Below are 11,762 nucleotides of genomic sequence, written 5' to 3'. Positions count from 1 at the left end.
TTCGCGCACGGCTGTCCGTTACAGGCCGTGGGCGGTGAAGGGGATGGCACCCGTGGCTTCATGGGCACTGGGGGAAGTTTGGCACCCGAAACCTCAGACGAGCAGCTGATGCTCGCCTTCCAGGCGGGAGACGCGCGCGCGTTCGAAGCGTTGGTGCGCAAGCACCGCGCGCCGGTGTTCAACTTCATCCTGCGCTTCGTGGGGCAGCGGGCACGGGCGGAGGACGTGCTGCAGGAGACGTGGCTCAAGGTGGTCCGCAGCGCCCGGGAATACGAGCCCAAGGCCCGGTTCACGACCTGGCTGTACACCATCGCGAGGAACCTCTGCGTGGACAGCACGCGCAAAGAGAGCTACCGCCAGGCCACGTCCCTGGAAGCCCCCGCGGCGGGTACCGACGGGGACGAGGGACGTCCGCTGGGCGAGGGGCTGCCGGATGCCGGCGCCAGTCCGGAGCGCGGGGCGCACAACGCGCGCCTGCGGCCCCTGCTGGAGCGGGCCCTGTCGGCCCTGCCGGAGGAGCAGCGCGAGGTGTTCGTGCTGCGTGAGTACAGCGGCATCCCGTTCAAGGAGATCGCCGAGGTGACGGGCGTGTCCGAGAACACGGTGAAGAGCCGGATGCGCTACGCGCTGGAGGGCCTGCGCCGCCGCCTGGGAGAGCTGGGCGTGGATGGCGACCTGTCGGAGGATGGAAGGACGGTGGCGGGATGAGTGCCCAGAATGCCCACGCGCACGAGGACCGGCTCCTCGACTTCGCCTATGGCGAGCTGCCCGCGTCGGAGGCCCAGTCGCTGGAGCAGCACGTCCAGGGCTGCGCGCGCTGCACGAAGGCGCTGGCGGACATCCGCGGCGTGCGGAGCACCATGGCGCAGCTGTCGTCAGAACCCGCGCCGGACGCGGGCCTGGAGTCGCTGCTCGCGTACGCGCAGCAGTCCGCGCGCCGCGCCGCCGCCGGGCCCGAGCCGAAGCCCTCGCGCTGGCGCCGCTGGCTGCTGCCCGCGGTGGGCCTGGCCACGGTGAGCACCTTCGGCCTCCTCACGTTGACGGTCAGCGAGAACCTCCACCTGGAGCCAAACCTGTCGCAGAAGGCCTCCAGCCCGGTGGTGGCGGAGGCGGCGAAGGAGGCGGACGCTCGAGGCGACCGCGCTTCGAGAGCCCTGATGCCCCCGCCTGCGCCTTCGAGCGCGCCTCCGGAGCCGGCCGCGTCCGAGCCGGTGGTGGATGAGCTCGCCGAACGGAAGCAGGCCGAAGCGCGCGCGGAGCTCAAGGGCGCGGCCAACGTCCGTCCGTCGGATTGGATGAACGCGGGCAGCGGTGGCGCGCTGCTGGAGCAGCGCCGCGCGAACACCGACGCACCGAGGAAGAAGATGTCCAAGGCCGTCCGGGACGCGGACGACGGATTCGCTTCTCTCGAGCAGGCCCCGGCCGCGCAGCAGTCGCCTCCGAAGGAAGAGGAGGCCGACAGCGCCCTCGCCATGAAGGACGCCTCCGCGCCGCGCCGCGCACCGGGTGGAAGCAGCGACAAGGGGAAGGTCGCGAAGACCGACTCCCTGCGGCTGGGCGGTGCGTCCTATGGCCGTGGGCTCTCCATGGACGAAGACGCCGAAGGCATGGCCGCCGGCGCGCCCCCGCCGCCTCCTCCTTCCGCGGCCTCCGCGCCCATGGCCGAGGCCATGGCTCCCGCCCCCACGGGCGCGCTGGACCGGCAGTCCCCGCCGGCGACCACGACGCTCCCGTCCGCGGAACCGAAGCAGGAGACCGCTGCCCGCGTCGAGGCCGCGAAGCCCAGGCCCGTGGAGAAGTCCGCCTCCGCTGACGAGGCGATGACGTCGCGCGACCTGGCCGCCCAGGCCCAGGCCGCCGCCAACCAGGGGAACCGCGCCCGGGAAGCGCAGCTGCTGCGCGCCGCGCTCGCGGCCGGAGCCACGGGCAGCGAGCGGCTGGCGCTGCTCTCACGGCTCTGCGAGTCCGAGTCCGTCCAGGGCCGGAGCCAGGAAGCCGCCACCGTCTGCGGGCAGATCATCACCGAGGCCCCCGGCTCCAGCGCGGCCCAGCTGGCCCAGCGCCGCCTGCGTCAGGCCACGCCTCCCGCGGCGCCCGCGTCGGCTCCTGCCAAGGCCGCCCCCTCCAAGCCCGCGCAGTAGGGGAGGGGGCAGTCCACATGACCGATGTGTCCGGGGCCCGGGTCCTGGATAATGGGGACATGACGTCGGACGTGCACGCTCCCCCCGTGAACAGCCCCCGGAAGTCACCGCCGCGCTCCCCGCGCCGGGCCCGTCGTGGCCAGGCCATGGTGGAGTACTCGATGATCAACTGGGTGTTGATCGTCGGGCTCGTCATCGGCGCCACGGTGAAGATCCGCTGGAACGAGGACAAGCAGACCAACGTCATCGACCTGTTCCTCGAGGCGTACCAGATCTATTACGACTCGTTCTACTTCGTGCTGAACCTGCCGTTCCCCTGAGCGACGCAGAGGCCGCGGATCAGGCCCGTGTGACGCGCCGTCCTCCCTGCCGGGCGGGCAGGCGCCGCGAGCCCCGGGTGTCCCGGGATTCCGCTTTGTCTCGAGAGGTGGTTTTGACACCCGGCGTGGGGCATGGATAACATTCCGCCCCGTTCGCGCCCTGGCATCGCCCCCTCGTCCAAAGCTGTCCTGCCGCCACGACGGCGCCCCACCGTTCTGGAGGACCTAGAACCATGTTGAAGGGTAAGACCCCGCTCGTCGTCGCACTGGTGCTCGGTTTGCTCGCCGGCATCGTGGCCTACTCGGCCATCAAGAAGAAGGAATCGGATGTGCGCCGCGGGTGGAACCTGGTGCCCGTGGTGGTGGCGGGCCAGGACATGCCCGAGGGTTCGGTCATCACGTACGAGATGATCTCCCAGCGCTCCGTGCCGGAGCAGTTCGTCACCTCGTCGGTGGTGAAGCCGGACTCCGCCAACTACATCGTGAACCAGAAGGTGCTGGTGGCGCTGCAGGCCGGCGACCCCATCCTCTGGAGCCAGTTCGAGACGACGAAGGCCGCCGAGCGCCTGTCCACGAAGGTGCAGAAGAAGGCGCGCGCCATCACCATCGAGGCGAAGCAGACCACGTCCGTGGGCGGGTGGATCCGCCCCAACGACCACGTGGACATCATCGGCACGTTCCGTGATCCGCAGACGGACGAGAGCGTCGCCGTGACGCTGCTGCAGAACATCATCGTGGTCGCCACGGGCAAAATCACCGGCACCACGAACATCAACCTCATCCCGGAGAACCAGCGCGAGTACAACAACGTCTCGCTGATGGTGCTGCCGGAAGAGGCGGAGATCCTGGTGCTGGCGGCGGAGCTGGGGCAGCTGACGCTGTCCCTGCGCAACGAGGACGACGTGGACCTCATCGAGGAGCGCGGCCGCGCCACCATCAGCACGCTCCTGTCCGGCGAGCGCACCCGCGTGCTGGAGCAGAAGCGCCGGGAGATCATCCAGATCATCAAGGGCAGTGGCAGCGGCGAGAAGGCCTCGGCCGGCTCTCCGTAGTCGTCGCGCGCGGGGCCGCTTCCTTAAGCTGAAGCGGCCCTGCCGACCCCTCCCTCATCCCCCGGGGATTCGCGCCCATGCTCGCAGGTATCGTCCTCCTCCTCGTCACCGGCTCGGTGTTCTTCTTCAGCCTGGTGATCTTCAGCGTCCTGTCGAAGGCGTACGAGCAGTACCAGGAGCGGTACGTCGCCAAGTCGATGAACGACTTGAGCGACATGTTCCTCTTCATCGACGCGCGGCAGATGTTGATCCTCAACATCGCCTGCATGTGCCTCCTGGGCATCCTCAGCTACATCATCTTCAACCCCATCCTGGCGGTGCTGGCGACCATCTTCGGCTTCTTCCTGCCGATGCTGCTCGTGAAGCACTACCGCAAGCGCCGCATCAAGAAGTTCAACGTGCAGCTGGTGGACGCGCTGCAGGCCATGGCCAACGCGTTCAAGGCGGGCCTCACGTTCCCCCAGGCCATCGAGCACGTGGCGCGCGAGGCGATGCCGCCCCTGTCCCAGGAGTTCGGCCTCTTCGTGAAGGAAGTGAAGCTGGGCGTGCCGCTGGAGGAGGCGCTCATCAACATGGGCCGCCGCGTGGGCAGCGACGACCTGGAGCTGGTGGTCGTGTCCACCAACATCGCGCGCCAGCTGGGCGGCAACATGGCGGAGATGTTCGAGACCATCTCCACGGTGATCCGCGAGCGCTTCCGTCTGGAAGGCAAGATCGACGCGCTGACGTCCCAGGGCAAGCTTCAAGGGTGGATCGTCGCGGCCATGCCGGCGGTGCTGGGCCTGGTGCTCAACTACATGCGTCCGGACCTGATGGAGCCGATGATGAACCACTTCTTCGGCTACATCCTGGTGACCCTGATCGCCATCATGGAGATCATGGGCATCCTCATCATCCGGCGCATCGTCAACATCGACATCTGAAACGAGGCGCACCGTGCAGGAAGTCCTGACATTTCTGCTGATGGGCGGCTCGGCCCTGCTGACCGCGGGCGCGGTGGCGTTCCTGGGCATCGGCCTGTACTCCAACGTCCTGGAGCGCTTCCTGTCGGAAGTCCGGGACGAGTCCGCGGGCGGCGTGAAGGGCGCGGGCTCCGTCGCCATCCGCAAGCTGGGCGCGATGAACCGGCGCTTCATGTGGCCGGGCTACGAGTCCAAGACGCGCCGCAAGCTCATCAAGGCGGGCGAGCCGTCGCAGTACAAGCCCGAGGACATCATGGCGCTGCAGGAGATCAGCGCCTTCTTCGCCCTGCTGGCCGGCCTGTTCGTGGTCAACGGCATCGGGATGAACCTGGCCTGGTCGCTGCTGGTGATGCTGCTGGGCCTGTTCTATCCGCTCATCTGGTTGAACGATCAGGTGAAGCGCCGTCATCTGGCCATCAGCCGCGCGCTTCCGTACAACCTGGACCTGCTGACGCTGTCGGTGGAAGCGGGCATGGACTTCACGGGCGCGCTGGCGAAGGTGGTGGAGAAGGGCCGCCAGGGCCCGCTGCGCGAGGAGCTGCAGCTGGTGCTCAAGCAGCTCAAGATGGGCAAGACGCGTGAAGAGGCGCTCAAGAGCATGATCGTGCGCGTGGACCTGCCGTCCCTGACGACGTTCGTCACGGCGCTGATCCAGGCGGACAAGATGGGCACGAGCCTGGGCAAGGTGCTGCGCATCCAGTCCACGCAGATGCGCATCGACCGCACGCAGCGCGCGGAGAAGCTGGCCGGCGAGGCCCCGGTGAAGATGCTGTTCCCGCTCATCGCCTGCATCTTCCCGACGGTGTTCATGGTGCTCTTCGGGCCCATCGTGTTCCAGTTCATGTTCGGCAACGTCGGGGGCTAGTCCTCTGCCCATCCTGCTCACCATCACCCAGGGGCTCCAGGTCGGACGGGAGCTCGCCTTCGAGCAGGCCGAGGTGAAGATCGGCCGGACCTCGGAGAACGACCTGGTGCTGCATGACCACGGTGTCTCCCGGCGTCATGCCCGCATCACGGCGAGGGAGGGGCGTTACTTCGCCGAGGACGTCGGCAGCGCGAACGGCACGCAGCTGAACGGCCAGCCGCTGGCCGGTGAGAAGCAGCTGCGCGACGGCGACCGCATCACCGTCGGTCCGGTGGAGTTCACGTTCGTCTGGGTGGCCCCGGAGGATGACGACGACGTCACCCGGCCCATCCGGCGGGCGCTCGCGCCGCCGCACGCGAAGGTGTCGCCGCAGGGCGTGGAGCAGGCCTCGCTCGCGGAGATCGAAGCGGCGCCCACGAGCTACCAGCAGTCGATGCCCGCGATGGCGCGGCCCGCGTCCCTTCCGCGCCCCGGGATGGCCGTGCCCGCCGCGAAGGGTGGGGCGGCTCCCGCGATGCCGGTGGTCGCGAGCGCCACGCCGAAGCGGCCCTCCGCTCCGGATCTGCCGGCGGTCGGTGCCGCTCCGCCGGTAGCGGCCGCGCCGGCCAGGACTCCCGTGGGACCTCCGGTGCTGGGGGCTTCCGTTCCGGGAGCGTCCGTGGCGGCGAAGCCTTCCGCTGGACCTCCGGTGCTGGGTGCCGTCGCGCCGGGGGCGGCCACCCCGGCCAAGGCTCCCGCGGGACCTCCGGTGCTGGGGCCCTTGGCGCCAGGGCTTGTCGCTGACGCAGCTGCTTCGAACAGGGCCCCTTCCGGGCCTCCCGTGTTGGGGGCTTCGGCGCCGGGAAACCACGTGGCCGGAGTTCCGGCCAGGCCTCCGGTGCTGGGCGCTTCCTCATCGGGAAGAGCCTCGGCGTCGGGACTGCCCGCGGTGGGGGCGTCCCCGGCTCCCGGCCCCGTGGAGCCGGCGGCCTCCCCGAAGCGCAAGGCCGTCGCGAACCTGCCTGGTGTCGGCGCGCCCGCCCTGAACCGTCCCGAGCTGGGGCGTGGTGCCGCGCGTGCGTCCGCGGCTTCCGTGTCCGGCCTGCCGTTGGCGACGCCGCCGGGGCTCATGGCTCCGCCCCCGCCGGCACGGCCTCCCGTCGCGTCGCCTCCCGTGGAGCTCGCCCCGGTGATGCCGGACGAGCCCGAGGAGCGCACGCTGATGGCGATTCCCACCGTGGACTCGCCCGTGCCTGCCTCCGCGCTGGCGCCCGTGCTGCCCGTCCCGGACCTGGACGAGCCCGCGGAGCACACGCTGATGGCGATTCCCACCGTGGACTCGCCCGAGCCCCCCTCCGCATTTGCTCCCGTGCTGCCCGTCCCGGACCTGGACGAGCCCGAGGAGCGCACGCTGATGGCGATTCCGGCGACCCCGGAAGCGCCGCCCCTGGTGGAGGCCGCACCGCCGCTGGACGCTGCGCCCGTGCTGCCCGCGCCGACGCTGGAGGAGCCCGAGGAGCGGACCGTCCTCGACCTCCGGCCCATCACCCCGGTCAGCCCGCTCGTGGCCAGGCCGATGCGCATTGGCCTCGCGGCGGCGGCTCCCCCCGCGCCGGGCGCCCCCGAGCCGGCGACCTTCGTCGGCCAGGACGACGACATCCCCGCGGACCCTCCGGAGGAGACCCGGGCCTCGCCCACCTTCGCGGGCCAGGACGCGCTCGCGCCCGCTGCTTCGGCCCTGGCGCCCCCGCCGGCCTGGAGCCCCCCCGTCCCGCCGCCTTCGCGGGAGCCGGAGCCGGAGCCCGTGACGCTCGTGGGCCGGAACCGGTCCGCGTCTCCGCCGAAGCTGGACGCCGGACCGCTGCCCGGTGAGGCGCCGCTGCTGGCCCCCGCGCTCGTCCCGGCGGCGGAGGGCGACGCCCCCCAGTCCCTCCCTCCTGGCCCGGAAACCTCCGCCCTCGCGCCCGTGCCCAAGGGCCCGGTGACGGTCGTCGCGAAGATTGAACCGTCGTCCGCCGCCGACAAGGCCCGCCAGCGGCGTCAGCTGGGCAAGACGCTCAAGGGCCGGTTCCTCCTCTTCTGGCAGCGCCAGTCGCTGCCCCGGCGCATCGGCTTCGCGTCGCTGGCGGGGCTGGGCGCGCTGGCGGTGGTGACGCTGCTCGTGGCGCTCGCGGTGCCCTCGGCGATCCGCCTCCCCGGCCGCGAGCCCTTCAAGCTGGGCCTGGATCCGGTGACGGACTCCTTCGGCCTGGGTGAGGGCGTGCGCTGGGTGCACGCCGACGACAAGCTCTTCGACTTCCGCTTCGTGTCCCCCACGCGCGCGGTGGCGGTGCTGCACTACCAGGCCAGCAACATCGCCCGGGACGAGGTCAACCTGTCCCTCAACGGCGTGTCCCTGGGCTGGGTGCCCCCGGACACGGCGCAGACGGCCGAGCGCGAGCTGGAGCAGGTGCTGCCCCCCAGCCTCCTGCGCCGCAACGCCAACAACCAGCTGCTCTTCGACAACGCCCTCAACCCGCCCGGCCGCGACCCCTGGCGCATCTGGAACCTGCGCCTGGAGGTCATCCCGGTGCCCGAGCTGCCGCCGGACCAGCTGGTGGCTTCCGCCCGGGAGTCCGCGAAGGCCGGAGCCCGCTTCTACGAGCTGAAGGACGTGGGCGCGGAGAACCTGTTCAAGGCGTGGCGGGAGTACCGCGCCGCGTGGATCACCCTGGAAGCGCTCGACGACAAGCCGGAGCTGTACGACGACGTGCGGGAGCGGATCGCCCAGATTTCAACGGAGCTGGACCACCGCTGCGGGCAGCTGATGATGCAATTCCAGCGGGCCGTTCAGTTCCGCAGCCGACGGGATGCGGTCGCGACCCTCGAAGACGTGCGGAGACGCTTCCCTACCGCCGAGCATCGCTGCCACAATCTCGGGCTGGAAAAAGCCTATGAGCACGAGCTTTAGGGCCCGTGCCCCCCTCAGCAGGACGCGGTGACCGCCATGTCGAACGCACCACCCCCCGCCCGCCGACGGCCTACATCCGGTACGCCCGCCTCCGGGACCGGACAGCGCGCGCCGGCCCGCCGGTCCTCCGCCGGGGCCGCCGCGGCCCGCCCCGCGAAGCTCGTCGTCATCGCCGGCCCCATGGAGGGTGAGGAGTTCTCGCTCTCCGAGCTCGAGTACACGGTCGGCCGCTCCACCGACAACCCCATCTGCATCCAGGACACGTCCGTCTCCCGCAAGCACGTGACGCTGCGCAAGGAGTCCGCCGGCTGGATGGTCAGCGACATGGGCTCCGGCAACGGGACCATCGTCAACGGCGAGCCCATCTCCGAGGAGACGCTGCTCGCCAACGGCGACGTCATCACGCTGGGGGACTCGGAGCTGCGCTACGAGGACACCGCCAACAGCACCGCCAAGGTGCAGGCCCCCTCCGGCCCCCGGCCCCGTCCGTCCACGGCGGGAGGGCGCGGTCCCACGGCCGTGCCCTCGCGTCCTGCCCGCGAGGGCCGTGCGCGCCCGCAGACGGCGCGGGCCGCGGCCGCCGCGGAGCTCACGCCGGAGATCCAGCGCAGGCGCATGCGGATGAAGCTCGCGGGCGCCGCCGTGCTGGTGTTGCTCTTCGCGGGCCTGGGCGTCGCGCGCTCGCGCATGCGGCAGCAGCAGGAGGAGCAGGGCCGCATCGAGGCGGAGCAGCGCCAGTACCGCGAGCAGCTGGGGGGCCTCTTCCAGGAGGCCAAGAACCTGGTGCGCGAGGGCCAGTGGCAGCAGGCCAAGGCGAAGCTGGAGGAACTCCACGCGCAGGCGCCGGACTACCCCGGCGTGGAGGACTACCTCAAGGCCTCGGAGCGGGAGATCCCCAACCAGAACCACCTGGCCACGGCCCAGGCGGCGTTGGACAAGGGGGAGCTCGCCAGCGCGAAGGCGTCCATCGCGAAGGTGAGCAGCGACACCCAGCTCTACGAGCAGCTGAAGACGGCGCGCAAGAACCTGACGGACGCCGCCGACAAGCGCACGAAGGAGGCCAAGCAGCTGCTGGACACCCGCCAGCTGGAGAACGTGCAGCAGGCCAAGGCCATCACCGACGACGTGCTCGCGGCCTTCCCGGAGCACCGCGACGGCAAGCTCGTCAACGACGACGCCGTGCGCGTCATCGCGGACCTGACCCGTCCGGATCCGGTGCGCGTGGCCGCGGCGCCCAAGCCGTGGGAGCCCGCCGTGGACCGCTTCCGCGACGGTGACACGTCCGGCGCGGTGGCCATCCTCAACGCGTGCGCGGCCAAGACGCCGCAGTGCAAGCAGCTGATGGGGCAGGTGACGGAGTTCGGCAACCTCTACAAGAAGCTGGAGGAGCTGGAAGCCAAGGGCCTCACCCGGCTGCTCGCGCTGGACAAGGACATCACCGACGGGCGCGGCAGCAAGATGGGGCGCAACGCGGGCACCCGCGCGGCGACCATCTATTACAAGAGCGCCGCGGCCGCGAAGGCCGCCGGCCAGTGGTCGCGCGCCATGGAGGCCGCCCGCAACGCGCTCCGGGCGGACCCCAACCACACGGGCGCCGCCAACATCGTCAACGACCTCAAGGGCAAGGCGAAGGACCTGTACATGCAGGCCTACTCCATCAAGGACTCCAGCCCCGAGGACGCGCTGCCCAAGTTCCGCGACGTCGTCACGATGACGCCGCCCGACGACGAGCTGCACGGCAAGGCCCAGGGCTGGGTCGAGAAGCTGTCGCGATGAAGAAGCGCAAGGGGATGGAGCCGCCCCCGGCCGAGGAGCCGGGGCAGGGCGACCTGTTCGGCACGTCGCTCCTGCCACCCCTGCGCCCCCCTCCCGCGAAGGCCGCGAGCGCGAGCAAGCCGCCCGTGGCCCCGCCGCCCGCGCCGGTGGCGGAAGCCGCTGCGCCGCCCCTCGCCGCCGTCACCCCGCCGCCGCGCCCGGAGCGCACGGTGCTGTCGGTGGGCGAGCTCACCCGGCAGATCAAGCAGACGGTGGAGTCGCGCTTCCCGCGCGTGCTGGTGCGCGGCGAGGTGTCCAGCTTCCGGGGCGCCAACGCGCGCGGCCACTGGTACTTCACGCTCAAGGACGCGGACGCCTCCATCGACGCGAAGGTGTGGGCGTCCATGGCGGGGCGGATGCGCTTCGCGCTGCGCGACGGCATGGAGGTGCTGGCCGAGGGCAGCGTGGACCTGTACGAGCCGCAGGGCCGCTACAGCCTCATCGTGTCCCGGCTGGAGCCGGTGGGCGAGGGCGCGCTGGCGCTCGCGTTCGAGCAGCTCAAGCAGCGGCTGGCGGCGGAGGGGCTCATCGGAGACCGGCGCGTGCGGCCGCCCCGGCCCGTGCCGTTCCTGCCCCGGCGCATCGGCGTCGTGACGAGCCGCACCGGCGCGGCGCTCCAGGACTTCCTGCGCGTGCTGCACTCGCGCAACCCCCGGCTGGGCGTGCTGCTGGCGGACGCGCGCGTGCAGGGCGAGGGCTCCGCGGAGGACGTGGCGCGGGCCATCGAGCGGCTGGGGCGCACCGACGTGGACGTCATCGTCGTGACGCGCGGCGGAGGGTCCGTGGAGGACCTCTGGACGTTCAACGAGGAGCGGGTGGCGCGCGCCATCTTCGCCTCGCCGGTGCCGGTGGTGTCCGCCATCGGCCACGAAATCGACTTCACCATCTCCGACTTCGTCGCGGACCTGCGCGCGCCCACGCCCAGCGCGGCGGCGGAGCGGCTGGCGCCGGTGCTGGCGGACCTGGAGCTGACGCTGGCCACGCAGTCCGGCCGGCTGCGCCGGGCCATGGAGCGGCGGGTGCTGGAGCTGCGCGAGCGCCAGGGCCAGCTTCGCGCGCGGCTGCCGGACCCCCGCCGCGAGGTGAACCACCAGCGCCTGCACCTGTCCGAACAGGTGGAGGCGATGATGCGCGTGCTGCGCCCCCGCGTGCGTCAGGACCGGGAGACGCTGCGCGGCCTCCAGGAGCGGCTGCAGCGGGCGCGGCCCCAGACGCGGCTGTCGGAGCAGCGGGCGCACCTCTTGAAGCTGGCCATGCGCCTGTCGGAGGCGGCGCGCGCGGGCGTGTCCCGGCGGCGGAGTGCGCTGGCGGACACGCGGCTGGGCCTGGAGCGGGCGTCACCCACGGCGCGGGTGGCCGCCGAGCGGGCGAAGGTGGCGCAGGCGCGGGCGCGGCTCCTGGAGCTGCAGCGGGGCATGCTGTCGTCCGCGCAGACGCACTTCGGACGGTTGGGGGGCCGGCTGGACGCCCTGAGCCCCCTGAAGGTGATGTCGCGCGGCTACGCGGTGACGTTCCGCCAGCGGGATGGCGTGGTGGTGCGTTCCATGGCGGACGTGGCGGTGGGGGACGTGCTGGGCATCAAGCTGGCGGCCCACGGGGCGAAAACCCTGGGTGGGTGTGAAGAAATCGAAGCGACCGTTACCAGCCTGAAAGGCCCGGTGGACTGCTAGCGGGCCAC

9 protein-coding genes are annotated in these 11,762 nt (G+C 71.4%); all 9 read left to right on the top strand.

Annotated features, from left to right (window positions below; all coding sequences use genetic code 11):
- The first annotated feature begins 60 nt into the window (after nt 1-60).
- Complete coding sequence (locus tag NR792_RS11100; RefSeq protein WP_375760033.1) at nt 61-708, top strand: RNA polymerase sigma factor; 648 nt, start codon at nt 61-63, stop codon at nt 706-708.
- Nucleotides 705-2,141, top strand: coding sequence for an anti-sigma factor family protein (locus NR792_RS11095; protein WP_375760032.1), 1,437 nt, complete (start codon nt 705-707; stop codon nt 2,139-2,141). The genes NR792_RS11100 and NR792_RS11095 overlap by 4 nt, the downstream gene beginning before the upstream one ends.
- A 59-nt stretch (nt 2,142-2,200) precedes the next feature.
- Nucleotides 2,201-2,461, top strand: a complete 261-nt coding sequence (locus NR792_RS11090; protein ID WP_375760031.1) for a hypothetical protein — start codon at nt 2,201-2,203, stop codon at nt 2,459-2,461.
- A 233-nt stretch (nt 2,462-2,694) separates the two neighbouring features.
- Nucleotides 2,695-3,513: a Flp pilus assembly protein CpaB gene (gene cpaB / locus NR792_RS11085; RefSeq protein ID WP_120546685.1), complete on the top strand. Its 819-nt coding sequence runs from the start codon at nt 2,695-2,697 to the stop codon at nt 3,511-3,513.
- Between the two features lie 77 nt (nt 3,514-3,590).
- Complete coding sequence (locus NR792_RS11080) at nt 3,591-4,436, top strand: type II secretion system F family protein (RefSeq protein ID WP_375760030.1); 846 nt, start codon at nt 3,591-3,593, stop codon at nt 4,434-4,436.
- 13 nt (nt 4,437-4,449) lie between these two features.
- Complete coding sequence (locus NR792_RS11075) at nt 4,450-5,340, top strand: type II secretion system F family protein (protein WP_207051078.1); 891 nt, start codon at nt 4,450-4,452, stop codon at nt 5,338-5,340.
- 73 nt (nt 5,341-5,413) lie between these two features.
- Complete coding sequence (locus NR792_RS11070) at nt 5,414-8,269, top strand: FHA domain-containing protein (protein ID WP_375760029.1); 2,856 nt, start codon at nt 5,414-5,416, stop codon at nt 8,267-8,269.
- A gap of 36 nt (nt 8,270-8,305) precedes the next feature.
- On the top strand, nt 8,306-10,045 hold the full coding sequence (locus tag NR792_RS11065) for an FHA domain-containing protein (RefSeq protein ID WP_375760028.1): 1,740 nt from the start codon (nt 8,306-8,308) through the stop codon (nt 10,043-10,045).
- Complete coding sequence (xseA, locus tag NR792_RS11060) at nt 10,042-11,754, top strand: exodeoxyribonuclease VII large subunit (protein ID WP_375760027.1); 1,713 nt, start codon at nt 10,042-10,044, stop codon at nt 11,752-11,754. Before NR792_RS11065 ends, xseA begins: the two co-directional genes overlap by 4 nt.
- The last annotated feature ends 8 nt before the right edge of the window (nt 11,755-11,762 follow it).

The organism is Corallococcus exercitus, assembly GCF_042231735.1.
GTDB lineage: Bacteria > Myxococcota > Myxococcia > Myxococcales > Myxococcaceae > Corallococcus > Corallococcus exercitus_B.
Note: the sequence above shows the minus strand (reverse complement) of the source record. Positions and strands in the feature narration are given on the sequence as shown.

Excerpts from the sequence above, each read along its gene's own strand:
- NR792_RS11100 (WP_375760033.1), top strand. The coding sequence starts at position 61 with ATGGGCACTGGGGGAAGTTTGGCACCCGAAACCTCAGACGAGCAGCTG.
- NR792_RS11095 (WP_375760032.1), top strand. The coding sequence starts at position 705 with ATGAGTGCCCAGAATGCCCACGCGCACGAGGACCGGCTCCTCGACTTC.
- NR792_RS11090 (WP_375760031.1), top strand. The coding sequence starts at position 2,201 with ATGACGTCGGACGTGCACGCTCCCCCCGTGAACAGCCCCCGGAAGTCA.
- cpaB (WP_120546685.1), top strand. The coding sequence starts at position 2,695 with ATGTTGAAGGGTAAGACCCCGCTCGTCGTCGCACTGGTGCTCGGTTTG.
- NR792_RS11080 (WP_375760030.1), top strand. The coding sequence starts at position 3,591 with ATGCTCGCAGGTATCGTCCTCCTCCTCGTCACCGGCTCGGTGTTCTTC.
- NR792_RS11065 (WP_375760028.1), top strand. The coding sequence starts at position 8,306 with ATGTCGAACGCACCACCCCCCGCCCGCCGACGGCCTACATCCGGTACG.
- xseA (WP_375760027.1), top strand. The coding sequence starts at position 10,042 with ATGAAGAAGCGCAAGGGGATGGAGCCGCCCCCGGCCGAGGAGCCGGGG.